This is a genomic window from Effusibacillus consociatus (genome assembly GCF_042652925.1).
GTDB lineage: Bacteria > Bacillota > Bacilli > Tumebacillales > Effusibacillaceae > Effusibacillus > Effusibacillus consociatus.
Window position 1 is genome coordinate 101,898 of sequence record NZ_JBHSHC010000154.1, and the last position, 19,122, is coordinate 121,019.

Here is a 19,122-nt window from a genome sequence, read left to right on the forward strand (position 1 = left end):
TCGGGAGTTCAAAAAGGAATGCAAAGGTCAAAGGCAGATCGACGTCAACGACGAAATCTAACTTCTGTTTCAGCACGAATATAGCGCCAACTTTCTGTTCACGCTTTGGATGCGCGTCCGAAACTATGCGCTTTTTGTACGGGAATTACGCAAAACGTGGCTGATTTGCTGAAAAGTCATACAGCTCGCACATGCTTACGAACAGCTAATTCATGAACAAACGGAAGGCGAAAAGGCGACTATCAAAAGGAACGATTGTAGCACATGTTTTTTGGGGGGCCAAGACAGTAATCGACTACCTGTAATCGACTACCGTCTTTGCTACACGACTTAATGAAGATGAGTAATCACAGATACTGAAAACGATGCGCAGACTACCTACAAAGGCTTATCTGCTCGTCAGCAACTGTCATGATATTCTTTGAAAGCCGTAGGAACAAACACTGTCGTTTTGAAGAGATTTTTCGGACGGCCAAACAAGAAATCGTTACACAGCCGGGGTCAGCGATTCTGTTATTCCCTGGACAGGAAGCGATAGCCAATGCCCGGCTCCGTCACGATTAACTTGGGTTGGGTCGAGTCTTCCTCCAGTTTTTTGCGAAGATGTCCGATATACACCCTCAAGTAATGGCTGTCTGACTCATTGTGGTTGCTGCCCCACACTTGTTGGAGCAGTTGACGCTGCGTGACGACCTTCCCGGCATTCGAGGCGAGAACTTTCAGAAGATCATATTCTGTTGGGGTCAGCTTGATTCGTTCTCCCTTCAGTTCTACGATTCGCTGTGCCAAGTCGATGGTCAGCTCGCCGATCCGGAGGAGGGGCTCGTTCGTCGATTTGGCCATGTGCCGCAGCGCGACACGTATTCGGGCGACCAGTTCTCCCATTCCGAACGGCTTGGTCACATAATCATCGGCGCCGCTGTCTAATGCGGCGATCTTGTCTTCCTCCCGATCTTTTACCGTTAGCACAATGACCGGCGCATTCGACCATTCCCGGATGCGGCCAAGCACATCCATGCCGGACATGTCAGGCAATCCGAGATCCAGTACGATCAAGTCCGGAATGATTCTAGAAGCCTGCCCGAGGCCTTCCTCACCTGTTGAAGCTTCGTAGATGGCATACTGATGGGCTTGCAGGGTTACCTTCAGAAGCTTGCGTATTTGGGGTTCATCATCGACGATTAAAATGCGAGCCCCGTGTTCATTCATGGCCATGATTCTTGATGCCCCTTTCTTCAGATGCAGCATGCAAGTCGTCTTGCTTGTTTAAGGGAAGCGTGATCGTCACAATGGTCCCTCGCGGCTCATTCGGCTTTGCCGATATCGTTCCTTGATGAAGCTCGACGATTCCTTTGCAAATAGCAAGTCCCAATCCTGTACCTGTTATTTGTTTCGCCGCGGCTGAACGGTAAAACTTTTCGAATATCCGATCGTATTCGTCCTCATTCAGTCCAATCCCCTGATCGGAGACAGAGATGACAACATCTTCTTCCCCGGTTTGTACAGCTAGGACAATTTCACTGTAATCCGGACTGTATTTGATCGCATTGCTGACGACATTGACCAACATTTGCTCCAGCAGCACTTCATCGCCCAGCACCATAATGGGACCGTCATCCGGCAGCTCGGCTCGCAGTTTGCGATGTTGTTGATAGTCTTTGACTTGAGAGAACGTGACACCGATCAAGTCCTCCACATCACACCAGTATTTCCTAAGGCGCAGCATCCCGCTCTCAAGCTGCACCATGCTGAGCAGATTTGTCACCAGCCGATTCATACGAAGAGCGCCGTCCCGAATCGTGACAAGAAGCTCCATTCGATCCCCTGTAGAAAAAAGATGTTCGCCCTCGATCAGACCAGTTGCCGAGCCAATGATGGTTGCCAAAGGAGTGCGCAGTTCGTGGGAAACCGAATTCAGAATCGCAGTACGAAGCCGTTCCGACTCTGCTGTAAGATGAGCAATTCTGGCTTCCTCCGCCAGCCTGACGCGAGCGATTGCGCTTGCCGCCAAGCCCGTGAGCGCCTCGAGGAGCCGCTTTTGTTCGGTTGTGATCCCAGTTCGCAATTGTTTTGGATAGAGCACCATAACACCATATTTTCGGTTCTCGGCCCGAAGTAGAATAAAATAGCCTGGGGGGTCGTTCAAGCTGGCCGTCTCGCCGAGTTCAAACACCCTTTTTGCGATAGAGAGTTCTTCATTCTCTTGGTTGTGTTCGGAGCGATCGGCAGACCGATGAGCAAGCGCCAGGTTGTTCCGGTCACCTGCCAAGTAGATGGCGATTTCTGAGTTCAGGGTTTTTGAAACTTGTCGGGAAAAATGGTCCAGCATAGAATCGATGTCCGCTATCGCGCTCATCTGCTTACTAAGCGCGTATAGTGCAGCGGTGTGTGCCTCCCTTTGCTTGGAATAGATGGCCTGCTGCTTCAGCTTGGCCGCCAGGCTGGCCGTTAATGCTGCGACTGCCAAATAAACGCCGAATGAAACCAGATAGCGCAAGTCTGCCACGGTAAAGCTCAAGACAGGAGGCACGAAGAAGAAATCGAAGGCTAAAACACCCAGGATTGCCGCGTAGAAAGCAGGACGCAGTCCCCCGAAGACGGCATTGATAAGAACCGGGAGTAAATAGATAAGGGCAATATTGACCAAATCAAAAGCAAGACCAAACGGTTTTAATACCATGGTCATGAGAGCGATCAGCAAAGTCGTGCTTACGTACGGTCGCAACGAAATCCATACCGCATTCCATTTATGCATAGCAAAACACATCCTGCTCTTTTTTGTGTCTCTCCTCTCTAGGTTACTGTAAAAAAAGAGTAAAATAAACCGGTACTAGGCGTAAAAAATTCGTAAAAATGATTGAGAAACCTCAAAATAATGAGTAAATACGAGAATAATGAAGATCTGCTGCCAGGGTCATGAATTCCCAAACATAAAGCACTCTTTTTAAGCGGATATACAATATGCTTCACTTTACAGTTTTTTTATCTCGGAGTAACATACGTCCATGAATTGAATTGTTTTTCATTTACAGTTGCTTAATTGTGACTCAGGAACAAGAGGAAACCAACTACGGATCAGTGCTTGTGTGAGAGCAAGGCAACCGGATCCGGAAGGGATGAATTCCCCCGTTTATACGAAGCTTAAGCAGGGGCAGGGCGACTCTCACCGCCCGAATCCGTAAGGAAAACTCGTAAATGCGGAAGCAGCCCTTTTCAAAAGTGTGGCCCTTGTAGAGAGAGGATGATGAAGCTTGTGATCGTAAGTTTCGACCACAGTGCTTATGCCTCTGTGGTGTTTCGTGAACATGATAATCATCGTTTCAATCGCTGAATTCTTCGATTAACACGAAGGAGCGGGGGAACCAATCGAAGCCGGTCTTGTCGGCTTCATGGGGTGAATCGCCGGTAAATCCGGCGTAGGGCGACTCTTACGCCCGAATCCGACAGCTAACCTCGTAAGCGTCTTTAAGAGAGGCAACAATTGTCGTGATTAGACACGGTGTTTTTTCGTGCCTAAGAAGCTGACGAAGAGTTCCTCTTCGAAAGCTTCTTTTTTGTTGCCTGAACAAGGTGGAGGGGATCGATCATGGAAGCTCACGATGAGTTTATACTCGTCTCTGCGCCCAACAAAACCGGGGGGCAGTTTATCAAAACGTTGCAAATCAAAAAAATGCTTTTTGCCGCGATTACGAATAATGATACCGAAAGATCAAGATTGGTGCATTTGGGAGTAAAAAACATCCTGTCGGTCGATACTACAGACCGAGAAACCTGGCTTATTCCAGAGCTCCCGGTGGGTAAGGTGTTCTTGTTTGAGTTAAGTTTGCCCTTGATCTGCAGATACATTCAGATCTGCCGTTCATGGACAGACAAGTCGATCTATGTCATCACCGGAAGCAGCAATGCAAGAATGGTCTACAAAGGACTTGGTGCCAATTACGTCATTCACACCCAAAGTGATGATGTTTCGTTTCTGCTTGATAAAGAAGGCTGAATCCGTTAAAGAAATTCATACCTGATAGTTGTTCCAGAGGAGGGTTGATCATTCATGATGGATATCGCGATGGTATTGACTTTAGCTGGCGCGTATGGATTGTTTTGCTTATTTTTGGCTTGGTGCGGACGGGTTGCAGGTGAATCGGGGGGAGAACACTCATGATCGTCGTTATTACTTTTACGGTTTTTATATTTTTGTATCTCATTTTTGCCTTGGTGAATCCGGAAAAATTTTAATCTTAATGAAACGTCTTGAGGAGGGCATAAAATGGCCATTTTGCAACTGGCAGCGGTCATTCTGATTTTAGTTTTGCTGGTCAAACCGTTGGGAACGTACATCTTTCACGTGTTTTCCAATCAGCCCAACCGGATGGATCGCGTATTCGGACCGGTCGAGAAGTTGATCTACGGGCTGACCGGTTTGAAAAACCGCGCCGAAATGAACTGGAAACGGTACACACTCAGTTTGATATTAACCAACGTAATTTTGGTGGCGGTTAGTTACTTCATTTTACGCATCCAGAAAGGATTGCCATTAAACCCAAATGGTATTGACAACATGGAGGCGACGCTATCCTTCAACACCGTAATCAGTTTTATGACAAATACAAACTTGCAGCACTACAGCGGTGAAACGGGTCTGTCCTATTTTTCACAAATGGCTGTCATTATAATGATGATGTTTACATCGGCGGCATCCGGCATCGTCGTAGCGATTGCATTCATTCGCGGCTTGACAAGCAAAGGGAAAACGCTCGGCAACTTCTTCACCGATTTTGTCAAAGCGCATACCCGTCTGCTCATCCCGATGGCGATCATCGTGACGCTGGCGCTTGTGGCTTTAAAGGTGCCGCAAACGCTTAGTCCGACCGTTCAAGCGACAACGCTTGAAGGCGGGACGCAACAAATCGCGATCGGTCCGGTGGCTTCCCTCGTATCGATCAAGCACCTGGGAACGAATGGGGGAGGATTCTTCGGTGCCAATTCGTCGCATCCGTTTGAGAATCCGAATCCGCTGACGAACGTGATTGAAATGCTGTCGATGTGGTGTATTCCGGCCGCATTGACGTATACATTCGGCAGATTCGCGCGAAATCAAAAACAAGGATGGGTCATCTTCAGCGCGATGCTTATCTTGTTTGTCGCCTTCCTCTCGGTTGTGTACACGTCGGAATTGCGGGGGAACCCGGCACTGAATGCGCTCGGAATCGACGCTTCGCAAGGAAGCATGGAAGGCAAGGAAGTCCGGTTCGGGATTGCGCAGTCGGCCTTGTTTACAACGGTTACGACCGCGGCGACAACCGGTTCCGTCAATAACATGCACGACACGCTTACGCCACTGGGCGGTCTTGTGCCGCTGGCGCAAATGATGCTAAACTGCGTGTTCGGCGGCGACGGGGTCGGGTTGGTGAACATGCTGATGTATGCGATATTGGGCGTCTTCCTTTGTGGACTGATGGTCGGCCGTACGCCCGAATTCTTGGGGCGAAAAATCGAAGCCCGGGAAATGAAACTAGTCGCCATCGCTATTTTAGCTCACCCGCTTATTATTTTGGCGCCCTCGGCAATCGCCTTTTTGACGGATTTGGGGAAAGGGGCCATCAGCAATCCCGGCTTCCATGGCATCTCGCAGGTACTGTATGAATATACGTCTTCCGCCGCGAACAACGGTTCCGGCTTCGAAGGTTTGGGCGACAATACGACGTTCTGGAACGTTTCTACGGGACTTGTCATGCTGTTCGGACGTTACATTTCTATTGTGGCACTGCTCGGCGTAGCCGGTTCCCTGGCGGCGAAACAATGGGTGCCGGAAACGATCGGAACGTTCCGCACGGACACCAAATTATTTGCGGGTATTCTCGTCGGTACCGTACTGATTATCGGAGCTTTGACCTTTTTGCCCGCCCTTGTGCTCGGTCCGATCGCAGAGCATTTGACGCTCCTGAAATAGAAGAGGTGAGATCATGAATACGAAACAAAAAAACATGTTGTCCGCCGAGATCGTAAAAAAGGCGATCATGGACAGTTTTATCAAATTAAATCCGGTTGTCATGATGAAAAATCCGGTCATGTTCGTCGTCGAAGCAGGAACGTTCGTTGTGTTGTTGATGACGCTGTTTCCGGGCTACTTCGGTACCCAAGGACGAGGTGGATTTAATCTGGCGGTTTTTCTGATTCTGCTATTTACCGTACTGTTCGCCAACTTCGCCGAGGCATTGGCTGAAGGCAGAGGGAAAGCGCAGGCTGACACGCTGAAGAAGACGAAAAAAGAAATCATGGCCAATAAAGTAATCGGCAACAGTGTGAAGGTGATTCCGTCCACGGAACTGCGCAAAGGCGATATTGTGATTGTCTCGCAAGGGGAAATGATTCCGGGTGACGGAGAGGTCATTGAGGGCTTGGCTTCCGTGGACGAATCAGCCATTACCGGAGAATCCGCTCCCGTTATTAAAGAAGCCGGCGGCGATTTCAGCTCTGTGACCGGCGGCACACGGGTCGTTAGCGACCAGATTACCGTACGGATTACAAACGACCCTGGAGAATCGTTTATCGATTGCATGATCGCACTGGTCGAAGGCGCGAAGAGGCAGAAAACGCCGAACGAAATCGCGTTGAATACCCTGCTTGTCAGCCTAACGCTGATTTTCCTGATCGTAGTAGTGACTTTGGCCCCGATGGCCGACTATCTTGGGATTAAACTGGAGATTCCCGTTTTGATCGCGCTGCTCGTGTGTCTCATCCCAACGACGATCGGCGGTTTATTATCCGCGATCGGCATTGCCGGGATGGACCGTGTGACCCGTTTCAATGTAATGGCCATGTCGGGAAAAGCGGTTGAAGCGGCAGGCGACATCGATACGATGATCTTGGACAAAACCGGTACGATCACGTTTGGGAACCGGATGGCCAGTGAGTTCATCGCCGTTGGGGATGAATCCGTGGAGACGGTAGCCGAATGGGCGGCCGTCAGTTCGGTGAAGGATGAAACGCCCGAAGGCCGATCCGTACTCGAACTCATGAAAAAAGAAGGGTATTCGTATCCGGCAAATGCGGTCGAAGGCGCGGAGTTCATTGAATTTAAAGCGGAAACTCGCATGAGCGGAATCGATTTACCGGACGGACGCAAAGTTCGTAAAGGCGCGGTTGACGCGGTCAAGGCTTGGGTTAGCGCAAAGGGGGGAGTGATTCCCGCCGATTTGGACCAAAAAGGGAACGCAATCGCATCGGAGGGCGGAACACCGCTCGCCGTTGCCGTCGACAATCGAATTTACGGGTTGATTTATTTGAAGGATACGGTGAAGCCCGGCATGCGGGAGCGTTTCGATCAGCTGCGAAAAATGGGAATCAAAACGATCATGTGTACAGGAGACAATCCGCTGACAGCAGCGACGATCGCACGCGAGGCCGGTGTGGATGACTTTATCGCCGAAAGCAAACCGGAAGACAAAATTGCCGTGATCAAGCGGGAACAGGCGGCCGGCAAGCTGGTGGCCATGACGGGTGACGGAACGAACGATGCCCCTGCGCTGGCGCAGGCGGACGTTGGGCTTGCGATGAACAGCGGCACGACGGCAGCCAAGGAAGCGGCCAACATGGTCGATCTTGACTCCGATCCGTCGAAGATCATTGAAGTGGTGGCGATCGGCAAGCAGCTGCTAATGACGCGCGGCGCGCTGACTACCTTCAGCGTGGCGAACGACATCGCCAAATATTTTGCCATTATCCCGGCCATGTTCATGCAGGCGATTCCGGAAATGAACGTATTGAATGTAATGGGACTCGGATCACCAATGTCGGCCATTTTGTCGGCGCTTGTGTTTAATGCGATCATTATCCCGTTGCTTATTCCGTTGGCCATGAAGGGCGTTGCCTACAAACCGATGAGTTCCGCCCAATTGCTCAGCCGGAACCTGCTTATTTATGGATTGGGCGGAGTCATCGCGCCGTTCGTCGGGATTAAATTGATCGACATGGTCGTTCACTTATGGGTATAGTTGAAACGAATACAGAGAGGATTGAAATGGAATGAATCATTCAGAGCAGCATGTTCAGGGACTTTCCCGCGGATCTTACTTGTTTTCCATGATTCGGCTCAGTTTGTTGTTCATCTTGCTATGCGGAATTGTGTATCCGCTCGTTTGCACCGCCATCGCGCAACTTTTGATGTCAGATCAGGCTAACGGCAGTTTGATCAAAAGCAGCAGCGGAGAAATCATCGGTTCCGAATTAATCGGGCAAAACTTTACCGATCCAAAATATTTTCAAGGCCGGGTCTCCAGCATTGAATACAAAGCGGAAGCCTCCGGTTCCAACAATTACGGGCCATCGAACCCGGACTTGCTGAAAAGGACGGAGGAATCCGTTGAAGCGTGGAAGGCAAACAATCCGGACGTTCCTGTTAGCCAATTGCCGATTGCCTTGATCACGAACTCCGGTTCAGGGCTGGATCCCCATATTACGCCAGAATCCGCCAACGTGCAAATTCCGCGTATCAGCAAGTTGACCGGTTTGTCTTCGAGCGAGCTCGAGAAACTGGTACAAGAACATACCGAAGGACGGGATTTGGGGATTTTCGGGGATCCAAGAGTCAATGTGTTGAAATTGAACATCGCGCTGCGCGAACTTATGAAATAGTTAAATATCATCTGCGAGCCCTGCCTATGGCCAAATAGGCGGGGTTATCGCATTTTAGTATAGAGATTGCGCAAGGGGGAACAAGAGTGGGAAGTTTTCGCAGAAAGACGCCGGAAGAAATCCTGTACTCCATTTCCAAGCTGCACCGCGGTCGGCTCAAAATCTATATCGGCGCGGTCAGCGGTTCGGGTAAAACGTACCACATGCTTCAGGAAGGTCAGCATTTGAAGCAGCAGGGAATCGATGTCGTCATTTGTGCGGTTTCGACAAGACAGCGGCCTGAAACGGTGGAGCAGCTCGGAGATCTGGAACGGGTGCCAAGCATTCACTGGATCAAGGATGGCATAGAACGCAAAGACCTGAACCTCGAGGCGCTGGTAAAGCGCAATCCGGAAGTGGTGTTAGTCGACGGGCTTGCCCATCGCAATCGGGAAGGAGCACGGTTTCCAACTCGTCTCGAAGATATCCAATTCTTGCTCGGTCATGGAATCAGCGTGATCACGACCGTCAATGTGTACGAATTTGAAGGAGCAACGGAACTGGCGAGAAAATGGACTGGTGTCGTGGTGGAGGAAACCGTTCCGGCGGACACTTTGGAGATGGCGGATGAAATTCAATTGATCGATGTATCTCCGGAAACGATGCTGAAGCGGCTTGAGGAAGGGCACGTCAATGGCGATTCCTCGCCTATGTTGTTCCAACGAAGCAACTTTGGAAAACTGAGAGAACTGGCTTTGCGGCTTGTGGCGGAAGACGTCAACGATTCTCTTGAGAAATACCGCATGGAGCAAGGATTAACCGGACCTTCCGGAACGGCCGAACGCATTCTTGTCGCAGCGCAATATTACTGGAACGGGTCCATTCATATTCGCCGCGGTCAACAAATCGCCAAACGGTTGGGCGGCGATTTGATGATCGTCACATTTGTCCATCCGAAAAAAATGCTGTCTCGCGAAGCAACTGCATTTAAGCGTTCCATCGTGAAATTGGCCGAAAAAATAGGCGCTAAATTCGAAGAACTCCCACTGTCAAGCAAAAGGAAGCTCCCCGGCATGTTGGCTCATTACGCAGTCCAGCATCAGGCAACGAGAATTGTACTCGGCCATTCCAAGCAAAATCGCTGGCAGGAGCTGTGGCGGGGATCGATTGCAAACGGCATCCTTAAAAAATCGAGACATACGGATATCTACTTCGTTGCGGATCGTGCTGAAAAGGAAGGAGAGCGGATACTGCCGACCAAAATGCTGACGGAAGGTCGGTCGGATGATCGCTACCGCAGGCTAAGCGATCAGGAAGTGGAGCGAAAAATAGGGGAAATCAGGAGAGGACGATTCAAGGTGCTCATCGGCGCCGCCCCCGGGGTCGGGAAAACGTATGCGATGCTTCGCGAGGGGAACGATTTGCAGAAGAAAGGCATTGACGTCGTCATTGGACTTCTCGAAACGCATGGACGAAAAGAAACGTTAGCGCAAGTCGGTTCGCTGCAAACGATCCCGCGGGCGAAGTTGAAGTATCGTGGAGCGAATCTGGAAGAACTGGACGTCCAGTCCATCATTCGCCGCAATCCGGAAGTCGTACTCGTGGATGAACTGGCACATACGAACGTGCCCGGCAGTAAAAACAAAAAAAGATTCGAAGATATTGTAGATATTTTGAACGCAGGCATTTCCGTTATTTCGACGATGAACGTACAGCATTTGGAAAGTTTGAACGATGCGGTTGAACAGATTACCGGCGTGCGAGTTCGGGAAACCCTCCCCGACCACGTGTTGCGCATGGCCGATGAAGTCGAGCTCATTGATGTCGATCCAAAAACGCTGCAGCAACGAATGCGGGAAGGAAAAATCTATGCGCTGGATAAAGTGGATCAGGCCTTGAACCATTTCTTCCGAACGGGCAATTTGATTGCTTTGCGTGAATTGGCGCTACGGGAAATCGCCGACGATGTGGACGAACGATTGGAAGCCTGGGAAAGAAACGATTCGCTTCGCGGACCTTGGAGAAAGCAGGAGACGGTCTTCGTCGGGGTAACATTAAGCACCAATGCAGAGCGCTTGATCAGGCGGGGGTTTCGAATTGCTTATCGTTTGAAGGCCGACTGGGTTGTAACGTATGTTCACGATCATGCTGAGGTTGCTGATGAGTTGAAAAAACGCATCAAAGTGCTGGAAGACTTGACAGCGCGGTTGGGCGGTAAGTTTATGATGCTGTTTGCCCGGAGCCGAAGGCAGATTCCATACCTCTTGCTGAATAAAGCCAACGATATCCAAAGTACGCAGATGATTGTCGGGCAATCGAAGCGGACCTTGTGGGAAAAAATATGGAAACGATCCGTAATCAAGCCGATTCTGCGTTATGGACGCCATATGGATGTGTTGGTGATTGCGGATATTGAGGCTTGCTATTATCAAGATGAAGGGTAACATATCTTGTCGTCTCATGAAAGATAATTACGTTTTAGCAGATAGTTAATGGAAAAAAGTTAATAGATGTTAACGAAAAGGAGTTGGGAATGTTGCCACTTTGGAAAGTGAATGGAACTTCGCTATATTATGAAGTTTGTGGTCGAGGAACATCCCTCGTCTTTATTCATAGTCTTGGACTAACACATGAAATGTTTGAAATTCAAAAAAATTATTTTAAACAATCGTATCAAACTGTGTTCCTTGATCTGAGAGGAAACGGACAGTCTGGAAATTTGATAGTTCCGGTTGGAAGAGTTATAGAAACCCAGTGTGAGGATCTAAGTCTCCTCCTGGGGTATTTGGGAATTAAAAAAGCTGTAATTGTTGGCGTTTCCTATGGTGGAATCATTGCTCAGAAATTCTCGAATTTGTATCCAAACCAAGTAAGCGCAATCGTTATTTCAGACAGCTTGAGTACAAATGTCAGGACAACTATGCTTGGCAAATTCGTCTCCATGATCGATCTCATCAGTTCGCTTTCGTATTATTTGCCAGGTGAATTCTTTTTACGCTCGATGAAGATCACTTATTATAAGTGGGACTTGGCTTATCGTGCAATTCGAAAGGGAATGCTGCAAAAAAGATCTGGAGAATGGTATAAACAGCGCCTGGCGGTCAGGGGGATTGATTTCACCCCGTTCTTGCCGCAAATTAAAGTGCCCGCGCTTTGTATTGCCGGGGACCATTCCTATTCAGTTATCAGGCAAATGAATGAAACTGCAGGGCTATTGTCCAATGCTCGTTTACAAGTCATTGAGGATTCCTGTAACCCAAGCAACTTGTGCCAACCACAACGATTTAATGAGATTGTCCAATGCTTTTTAGAGGATAATCGTTTGAACAAAGGTGATAACAATTATATGCAAGGGTATCAAGTCCCCTTTTGAAAGGAGTTTATGCACGGCGCCAAAAAATGTCGTTTTGTAAGTTCAATTTCATCGAACAAATGACCTATAACCGGCTGAGTTCGAGATAAAAAGGAGCGTTTGGACAAAAAACGTATGACAGCACCAACATAATAACAGACTATCTTTCTTCTCGCAGCGGTGTTGCCATGTGAGATGGAGCTGATATTATGTGCTCTCAGATGCCTGCAATGTCATGCAGCGGTCTCTTTATGTGTCTGTCCTACTAGTACGGTTTCTACCACATCAACGATGGATATCATTTTCAGACTTTGCCGCAATGGAGAGTTGGCATGCTCTGCGGCAAGGTCTTTTTTGTTTTTTTCAGCTATTACACAAATGCATAAAAGGTAACGCTGGCTGTCGTTCTCCCCCTTCTGTTTTGGTTTGCCAACAAACCAAAATGGAGGGACTTGAATGAAAAAGATGAATTTGCGGGATATGTATCCTTTTTTTAAGACGGATGTATGGGTTGATGTGGATGAAGAAGTTGCTCATGAAATACGCCGCTTCGACTTGGAAGAAAGCGCCTACAGACTGCGAACGTATCGCCATCGGGCCTATTATTCGCTTGATCGCAACGATGGGATTGAGCAGCATGTTTTATTTCTTTCGATTTCACCGGAGGAGGTTTACGAGCGCAAACTTTCATGGCAGCAACTTTATGAAGCTATGTGCCAATTGCCGGTGAAATCCGCCAGACGGATTTATGCCCATTATTTCCTAGGCATGAGCAAAGTCGCTATTGCCAGAGCCGAACATGTCGATGAGCGGGCGGTTCGTAAATCTATCCAAAGAGGCTTGAAACAAATGGAATACTTGCTGAAAAACATCTAATCGTTTCGTCGGAGGGTCCGATTTTCCTGCCAAAATGAACTGTTATATAGAGGACCATGTTCAGTCAGCGGTTGGTTGCAACCAGCCGCTGCATTCTCCATGAAAGGGGTATGTGACGATGCATCCGATTCGATTTCGAGATGAGGAACACGAGAAGTTTTATGTTCAGATACTGGATGAAAGGAAATGCAGCGATGGCTACCACCGGTCGCTGTTCTATACATTGGGCATTTCCCGAGAAACCAGAAGTCATATCCGCGATTTGTATGATTTTTCTAATGGCGGCATTAAGCCCGAGGGTCTTTCGGCCCCTTGGCAAACCGGCAGCACCATTCGAGTGTGTCGGCTCGCCTTTAATCTGTGGAACGGCTGGACCGAAGCAGGCAGCGAACGTTACTCTACTCCCCACGAATTATTCGATTGCAGCTATGCTCCCTACTTTTTTGAAGCGATTCGTCTTCGTTATCCCGAATATTGCCGAAGTCACGAGAGAACGATCAAACGGCTGGCCGAACAAATTCGCTGAATGGCTGCCGACATTGGGAGTGAAATGGGACGATGAAGGAAATTAAAACGAGGAATGTTGTGAAAGACATCAAACGTTTGGACAGATTACCGAACGTATTGCATCGTGTAAGGCGTTCAAGCGCTCGTGCCAAGCGGCAGGTTGATCATGACAAGACGACTTCCCAGACTCCAGTTGAATATGCGCAGCGCCAGTCCGCAGCGGCTACGAAAAAAACGATACGTGCCCAAATGGGGATGAGTGTGCTTATCAACAAGAGATTGATTCGGCACATTCTAAAAAGGAAGCCGTTTCCAGATGGTAATTCTGTCACAAGTCAGAACCCAATTGATGCTAATACGGAGTCTTCGATTGCGCGTACACCGCGACTTGACCGTAGGATACATCTTCGTAAGCCGGTTGATGGAAAATACGTCTTGTCTTCTGGCTTGCATCCAGGAAAACAACGTTTTATACAGAGCCGGGTCAATGCCCGGCTTCTGTATCGTTCTAGAACAAGCAGATCTCCTGAGCGGGTGCGAAAACGGGATATCGGCCCTCTAAAACCGGTCGGGAAGAAGGAAACATTCTCCGCCGCGGTATCTCATTCAGCAAATGGACGCGTGAATCCGTTAACCCGAGTCCCGTCTACTATAATGAAACAATCAGGTCATACGATCAAACGGAAAGCGCAAAATTTCAAGACGTTAGCGACATTTATAAAAAATGGGCATCGGTTAGATCACGCTAACAATTATTCGGATGCTCAAACTGAAGGGAGAATGAATGCCGTCAAGGAAGCTCAGCGGGCTGCGCAGATGGCGATGTCTGCCCGCCGGTCCGTTCAAACCGCGCGAGCAGGCGCGAGATTGAATCGCCTTATCGTTAAAATGGTTGTAAGAGCCACCGCCTTTCTTGTCAAGGGATTGACGGCGCTTTTGGGGATCAGCGGTTCGGTAATTGTAGTTTTGTGCATTATCATGGCGGTAGCCTCTGTCATTTCCTCTCCGTTCGGTATCTTTGTGTCTGGTGAAAATACGGATGCCGATGTAAAGCCGCTTACCCGAATCGTTCAGGAAATAGACGATGAATTCGCCGCCCGACTGGTAGATATGCAGCGATCCGCTGGCAATGTAGACCGGGTGGAATATCATTATCCTGGCAGCGCGGACAATACGCGGATCGATAACTGGATGGACATTATCGCCGTCTTTGCCGTGAAGACCGTCATGGATGCGGAAAACGGAATGGATGTGGCTACGCTTGATGCAACAAGAATCGGTATCATTCGATCGGTGTTTTGGGATATGAATTCGCTGGAATCTCGTGTTGAGACGATAGAACATAAGGAAACGGTTATGGAAGAACATGAGGACGGGAGTACAAGCGAAGAGACAATTACCTGGTATGAACGTATTTTGCATATTACGATCGCTAGCCATACTGCGGAACAACAGGCAGATATGTATCGCTTTACAAATGAACAGATGGAATTAATGAAGGAGATGCTGTCCGAGGAGTTTCGCCCGCTTATGTTTGCGATACTTGGTAAAGATGCGGATGTTGGTTTGACGCCGGAGCAGCTTGATTTGGTTCAACAGCAATTGCCCGAAGGCGAATTGGGCAGTGAAGCCGTCAAGTTGGCGCTGACTCGTCTAGGCGATCCGTACAGCCAACCGAAGGCTGGACAGGATAACTATACGGATTGCAGCTATCTCATCCAATGGGTTTATCATCAGCTAGGTATTAGCTTGCCGCGAACCGCAGCTGAGCAGGCCAGATTTTGCGTGGAGGATGGCCTGACCGTAAGCGCGGCGGATTTGGTTCCGGGCGACCTTGTTTTTTGGAGCTACGAGCGTAATGGCAGATTCATGGATATTACGCATGTCGGCATTTATGCGGGAGACGGCAAAGTAGTGGACGCTTCCTCCAGTAGAGAACAGGTCGTCTACCGCGACTTGTTTGATTCGGATAAACAGGTGTTGTTCGGCAGGCCGAGTCTTTCTGATTCTTCGCAACAAGATTCCTCCCTGTCGGCACAAAAATAGCGAAATCAAGAACCAACGCCCAAAATGGCGCAATGGAGCCGATGTGACGAATTGGCCAGGTTACGGGTAAGCGCTCATTTTTTATTTTTGTATTACTCTGGTTTATTTCTTGCATTCGGGTCTGCAACAAAATCAGTCTTATAGTCTGTATATTTTAATTCCGTTACCATACCAGACGAAGCATGATGAAGATCGTGAAAATGGAACATCCAGTTCCCTTGATTATCTGCTTCAAATGCAACAACGTATTCTTCGCCCGGCTTCAAATTCAACGTATCCTTAATAACGGGGGACCCTTCAAACGGTTTCCCGTTCTTGTTTATTACTTGGAAGAGGTGCCTGTGTAGATGCATCGGATGGTCGTCGCTTTTCAAGTTATTGACTAGGCGGACTTTGGCGGTATCTCCTTTTTTGACGTTTATCGGAACGGTATCCGCAGTAGGTGTTGTCTCCTATGTAGCAGTTAGATTGGCTTTACGGAAAAGTCATTTGTAATACGTATGCGGTGTGCTGAAGCCTGCTTCTCCTGTGTAAAGACATGCCGGGCAATGGCGAGCTAACCAAATAAAAGCAGTTCTATCCAAACAACGATAGAACTGCTTTGCTTTACTTATGATCTATAGCTGTGCCGATTGGGTTATGGTTTAACTCCTTTTATAACGGCAGAGGCAATGCAATCTTCCACCTTCGACCCAGGAACCCAATCTTTAATAAACGCCCTGGATTCCTCTTTCAGTTCGACCACCACATCCTTAAATCCACTTTGCGTTAGCATCGTCTTCAGTTCGTCAACGGACGAAGCCCCCGATATGCACCCCGAATAAAAAACATCCAAGTCGTTTTTGATTTCCGCAGGAAGCTCTGCCGTCATCACGACATCGGAAACGGCCAGACGCCCACCGGAGCGCAGGACGCGGAATGCTTCATCAAACACTTGCAGTTTATCCGGCGAAAGATTGATGACGCAGTTGGAAATGATAACATCCACCGTTTGATCCGGGATCGGTAAATGCTCGATTTCCCCTAGCCGAAAATCCGTGTTCGTGAACCCGCCTTTGACGGCATTGTTGCGGGCGCGACTCACCATTTCCGGCGTCATATCGACCCCGATCACATGGCCCGTTTCCCCGACTTGCCGAGACGCCAGAAAACAATCGAAACCGCCGCCGCTACCGAGGTCCAATACTACTTCTCCCGGTTTAAGCTCCGCGATGGCTTGCGGATTGCCGCAACCGAGGCCAAGATTGGCACCGTCCGGCACAGTGGTTAATTCTTCGGATGAATAGCCCAACTGCGAAGAAACGTCATTTGCCGATCCACGGCAGCTTGAAGCTGGCGAGCAGCACGAACCCGACTCCACTTCTTGCAAGGCGATTTCTTTATACCAGCTGCGTACATTTTGGCGAATTTGATCGTTCGTTACTTGATTCATGAACTATCTCTCCTTCAACTTTTTTATCAAATCAGCAGCAGCTAGGGGTGCAACAAGCTGCTGTGTTTGCTATCGTGAGTTGCCGTCTCCAAAGGAACCGGCTTGATAACTCCTTGGGATTTTGCCATTTCCAGGCTTCCCGTGCCGAGCGCTCTATTTCACGCTGTTCCTGTTTCATAAGGTACTCCGCGGCGAACCAATTCAAGTTCATGGGAACTAGCCTTCCTAAAGGTGATTTTTCACGTAACGCCGTAACTTGCGAACAACATATTTCGCGTCCGGCCCCTCCCCCTTAATGTGGCGGAAGCAAGGAACGCTGTCCTTCCAAACCGACATAATACAGTCCCGGAACGGAAAGGCTGATTCCTGCTGTCTGTAACGGTTTCCCTTCGGCGTCAAGCGCCCCGATGGGATGAAGGGAAGACAGATCGGGACGATACCCGGTCCAAAGATGACGGTTTGTACCGGTTCTTTGGTTTCGTCTGGCCAGACGACGCCCTCGGAGTAAGAAGAGGCAAACATAGCCCGTTGATCCGGCTTCCCAGCCGTTAATCTTGCTCGGTAATCGGCTAAATCGGCAACGGAACTCGGACTTGGAGGCTTTTTGCCAAATCGCCAGAATGGAAAGGTATCCAAGCCGACGGCTCTGATCCAAAAGTGCAGGTTAATTCCCAATACTTTTGTTTTCGTAAGCTGAACGGGCCGAAGAACGGCGAGCAATGTATGGCTGCTGTCGGCAAGCTCTATTGCAATTTGAACCGCAGAATTTCCGCGCCCGACGACGACCACTCGTTGCCCCCGGTAACAATCCGGATTGCGGTACGCGGAAGAGTGAAGGACTTCTCCTTGAAAGACTTCCTTTCCGCTGATGTTCGGCGTATAGGGATTATGAAAGGAGCCTGTCGCATTGATGATCGTTCGCGTCTCATATTCGTCTCCTGCTGCCTTTCGGATCGTAAAACCGTACTCGCTTTTCTCCACGGCAACAACCTTCTGGTTGGTCCGGATCGGTAGTCAAAGCGCTGGGCATACGACTTTAGATACTGGATCACCTCGTTTCGTAATGGGTAGTGGGTTGCAGTTCCGGGTATCTTCATGCCCGGCAATGATGATAACCGAGATGGCGAAAACAGCTTTAGACTATCGTAATAATGTGGCCAAGAACTGGTTGCCTGTTCGCTTGCTTCCAGGATCAAAATTGCAGTTCGTTCTTCTTCAAGTAATATCCGGAAGCAAGACCGGCTTGCCCACCCCCGATAACGATTGCATCGAAAATCGCTGACATTCCAATCCCCCTCGAATTATTTGCAAATTGCAATTATTGTAGAAAAAAAGATCACCCACAAGAAGGGGTTGAACAGCATTGGCCGGATTTCGCCATCGTTTCGTTTAATAGCTTGATCGAGCGAATGACGGTATCTTTTTCAAAATCGTTCATGTGCGAAAAGATTTCGTTTAAATAGTCGTTCATTTGTTGGTCAATCGACGCCGCAACATACTTGCCTTCCGTCGTTAGGGAAAGTAGATTTATCCTCCGGTCGTCTGGATCGGGCGTTTTTTTCACTAATTTCATCTTGATTAACGATTGGACTTGTCGGCTGAATGTCGTGATATCAGTCCCTAATGCCTCTGCTACTTGCTGGATGGAAGGCTTGTGCTGGCGATCAATTTCGTAAAGGATATGGCTTTGAATTAAGGAAATGTCGCAGCCACCGGCAGAACAGCAGTTTTTATTCAGAAAGCCAAAGCGACGAGTCATGATTTGAAATAATTCGCGTACATTTTCCACGGTGCTTCACCTCATGAAACAGTTATATCGCATTTATTTGCAATTTGCAAGTATTAATTTTGCCTTTATCTCAGGAAATGGGTTGAGAGGGGGGGACGGAAATTTCGGTATTGACCTTTTTTTATATATAAATAACAATATGGTTATATAGTTTTTGGTGTGGGGTGATAATCATGACAATGGAGTTTGAAAAGATAGCGGATATTCTGAAAGCTCTTGCCGATCCGACAAGGCTGAAAATCCTTTCTTTGCTCCGTATTCGCGATTGCTGCGTGTGTGAACTGGTTCCCATCTTTAACATTTCCCAGCCAGCCATTTCTAAACATGTAAGCCGTCTAAAAACGGCTGAACTGGTCCGCGAAACGCGAAAGGGGCAATGGGTGTTCTACTCCATCAATGAGAAGCGGGTAGAGGAAATTGGTTATGCTCTGTCCCATTTGCCTGATCTATCCGAGGAACTGCGGAAATTGGAGCAACAAGGACTGACGGTTACATGCGAGTAAAAGGGGT

General features: G+C 48.7%; 15 protein-coding genes, 2 pseudogenes and 1 riboswitch. Of the genes and pseudogenes, 11 read left to right on the forward strand and 6 right to left on the reverse strand.

The window, feature by feature from the left end:
- Nucleotides 1-513 precede the first annotated feature (513 nt).
- Complete coding sequence (locus ACFO8Q_RS22580) at nt 514-1,215, reverse strand: response regulator (protein WP_380029360.1); 702 nt, start codon at nt 1,213-1,215, stop codon at nt 514-516.
- The gene (locus ACFO8Q_RS22585; protein ID WP_380029362.1) at nt 1,202-2,755 is read right to left on the reverse strand and encodes an ATP-binding protein; all 1,554 of its coding nucleotides are present in this window, start codon (nt 2,753-2,755) and stop codon (nt 1,202-1,204) included. Before ACFO8Q_RS22585 ends, ACFO8Q_RS22580 begins: the two co-directional genes overlap by 14 nt.
- A 560-nt stretch (nt 2,756-3,315) precedes the next feature.
- A riboswitch (cyclic di-AMP (ydaO/yuaA leader) is annotated at nt 3,316-3,477 on the forward strand.
- A gap of 109 nt (nt 3,478-3,586) precedes the next feature.
- On the opposite strand from ACFO8Q_RS22585, the gene ACFO8Q_RS22590 reads away from it, so the two are divergent.
- The 10 genes from ACFO8Q_RS22590 (at nt 3,587) to ACFO8Q_RS22635 (ending at nt 15,391) form a co-directional block, all read left to right on the forward strand.
- Complete coding sequence (locus ACFO8Q_RS22590; RefSeq protein WP_380029364.1) at nt 3,587-3,994, forward strand: hypothetical protein; 408 nt, start codon at nt 3,587-3,589, stop codon at nt 3,992-3,994.
- A 161-nt stretch (nt 3,995-4,155) separates the two neighbouring features.
- Nucleotides 4,156-4,233 carry a potassium-transporting ATPase subunit F gene (locus ACFO8Q_RS22595; RefSeq protein WP_380029467.1) on the forward strand — a complete coding sequence of 26 codons (78 nt, stop codon included), beginning with the start codon at nt 4,156-4,158 and terminating at the stop codon, nt 4,231-4,233.
- Nucleotides 4,234-4,264: 31 nt separating this feature from the next.
- Nucleotides 4,265-5,947, forward strand: a complete 1,683-nt coding sequence (gene kdpA / locus ACFO8Q_RS22600; protein ID WP_380029366.1) for a potassium-transporting ATPase subunit KdpA — start codon at nt 4,265-4,267, stop codon at nt 5,945-5,947.
- A gap of 13 nt (nt 5,948-5,960) precedes the next feature.
- Nucleotides 5,961-7,991 (forward strand): potassium-transporting ATPase subunit KdpB, encoded by a 2,031-nt coding sequence (kdpB, locus tag ACFO8Q_RS22605; RefSeq protein ID WP_380029368.1) that lies wholly within the window; start codon nt 5,961-5,963, stop codon nt 7,989-7,991.
- A gap of 31 nt (nt 7,992-8,022) precedes the next feature.
- Nucleotides 8,023-8,631 carry a potassium-transporting ATPase subunit KdpC gene (gene kdpC / locus ACFO8Q_RS22610; protein ID WP_380029370.1) on the forward strand — a complete coding sequence of 203 codons (609 nt, stop codon included), beginning with the start codon at nt 8,023-8,025 and terminating at the stop codon, nt 8,629-8,631.
- 86 nt (nt 8,632-8,717) lie between these two features.
- Entirely contained in the window at nt 8,718-11,054 is a 2,337-nt protein-coding gene (locus ACFO8Q_RS22615) for a histidine kinase (protein ID WP_380029372.1), read from the forward strand.
- Between the two features lie 89 nt (nt 11,055-11,143).
- Nucleotides 11,144-11,983 (forward strand): alpha/beta fold hydrolase, encoded by an 840-nt coding sequence (locus tag ACFO8Q_RS22620; protein ID WP_380029469.1) that lies wholly within the window; start codon nt 11,144-11,146, stop codon nt 11,981-11,983.
- A 435-nt stretch (nt 11,984-12,418) separates the two neighbouring features.
- Nucleotides 12,419-12,838, forward strand: coding sequence for a sigma factor-like helix-turn-helix DNA-binding protein (locus ACFO8Q_RS22625; protein WP_380029374.1), 420 nt, complete (start codon nt 12,419-12,421; stop codon nt 12,836-12,838).
- Between the two features lie 118 nt (nt 12,839-12,956).
- Nucleotides 12,957-13,364: a DUF6075 family protein gene (locus ACFO8Q_RS22630; protein WP_380029376.1), complete on the forward strand. Its 408-nt coding sequence runs from the start codon at nt 12,957-12,959 to the stop codon at nt 13,362-13,364.
- 32 nt (nt 13,365-13,396) lie between these two features.
- Nucleotides 13,397-15,391: a C40 family peptidase gene (locus ACFO8Q_RS22635; protein ID WP_380029379.1), complete on the forward strand. Its 1,995-nt coding sequence runs from the start codon at nt 13,397-13,399 to the stop codon at nt 15,389-15,391.
- Between the two features lie 92 nt (nt 15,392-15,483).
- On the opposite strand, the pseudogene ACFO8Q_RS22640 reads toward ACFO8Q_RS22635, so the two are convergent.
- From ACFO8Q_RS22640 to ACFO8Q_RS22655, 4 genes and pseudogenes are all read right to left on the reverse strand, one after another.
- Nucleotides 15,484-15,825, reverse strand: a pseudogene (locus ACFO8Q_RS22640) (multicopper oxidase domain-containing protein); the annotation flags it as partial.
- 203 nt (nt 15,826-16,028) lie between these two features.
- Entirely contained in the window at nt 16,029-16,823 is a 795-nt protein-coding gene (locus ACFO8Q_RS22645) for an arsenite methyltransferase (RefSeq protein ID WP_380029381.1), read from the reverse strand.
- Nucleotides 16,824-17,048: 225 nt separating this feature from the next.
- Nucleotides 17,049-18,108: pseudogene (locus ACFO8Q_RS22650) on the reverse strand (NAD(P)-binding domain-containing protein).
- 51 nt (nt 18,109-18,159) lie between these two features.
- Nucleotides 18,160-18,612: a MarR family winged helix-turn-helix transcriptional regulator gene (locus tag ACFO8Q_RS22655; protein WP_380029383.1), complete on the reverse strand. Its 453-nt coding sequence runs from the start codon at nt 18,610-18,612 to the stop codon at nt 18,160-18,162.
- Nucleotides 18,613-18,791: 179 nt separating this feature from the next.
- Here ACFO8Q_RS22655 and ACFO8Q_RS22660 point away from each other — a divergent pair, with 179 nt between their 5' ends.
- Nucleotides 18,792-19,115, forward strand: coding sequence for an ArsR/SmtB family transcription factor (locus ACFO8Q_RS22660; protein ID WP_380029471.1), 324 nt, complete (start codon nt 18,792-18,794; stop codon nt 19,113-19,115).
- Nucleotides 19,116-19,122: the final 7 nt, after the last annotated feature.

Bases quoted from the DNA above. Each gene is read 5' to 3' on its own strand.
- ACFO8Q_RS22660 (WP_380029471.1), top strand. From the start codon at position 18,792: ATGGAGTTTGAAAAGATAGCGGATATTCTGAAAGCTCTTGCCGATCCG.
- ACFO8Q_RS22625 (WP_380029374.1), top strand. From the start codon at position 12,419: ATGAAAAAGATGAATTTGCGGGATATGTATCCTTTTTTTAAGACGGAT.
- ACFO8Q_RS22645 (WP_380029381.1), bottom strand. From the start codon at position 16,823: ATGAATCAAGTAACGAACGATCAAATTCGCCAAAATGTACGCAGCTGG.
- ACFO8Q_RS22620 (WP_380029469.1), top strand. From the start codon at position 11,144: ATGTTGCCACTTTGGAAAGTGAATGGAACTTCGCTATATTATGAAGTT.
- kdpA (WP_380029366.1), top strand. From the start codon at position 4,265: ATGGCCATTTTGCAACTGGCAGCGGTCATTCTGATTTTAGTTTTGCTG.
- ACFO8Q_RS22590 (WP_380029364.1), top strand. From the start codon at position 3,587: ATGGAAGCTCACGATGAGTTTATACTCGTCTCTGCGCCCAACAAAACC.
- ACFO8Q_RS22595 (WP_380029467.1), top strand. From the start codon at position 4,156: ATGATCGTCGTTATTACTTTTACGGTTTTTATATTTTTGTATCTCATT.
- kdpC (WP_380029370.1), top strand. From the start codon at position 8,023: ATGAATCATTCAGAGCAGCATGTTCAGGGACTTTCCCGCGGATCTTAC.
- ACFO8Q_RS22580 (WP_380029360.1), bottom strand. From the start codon at position 1,215: ATGGCCATGAATGAACACGGGGCTCGCATTTTAATCGTCGATGATGAA.
- kdpB (WP_380029368.1), top strand. From the start codon at position 5,961: ATGAATACGAAACAAAAAAACATGTTGTCCGCCGAGATCGTAAAAAAG.
- ACFO8Q_RS22585 (WP_380029362.1), bottom strand. From the start codon at position 2,755: ATGCATAAATGGAATGCGGTATGGATTTCGTTGCGACCGTACGTAAGC.
- ACFO8Q_RS22630 (WP_380029376.1), top strand. From the start codon at position 12,957: ATGCATCCGATTCGATTTCGAGATGAGGAACACGAGAAGTTTTATGTT.
- ACFO8Q_RS22635 (WP_380029379.1), top strand. From the start codon at position 13,397: ATGAAGGAAATTAAAACGAGGAATGTTGTGAAAGACATCAAACGTTTG.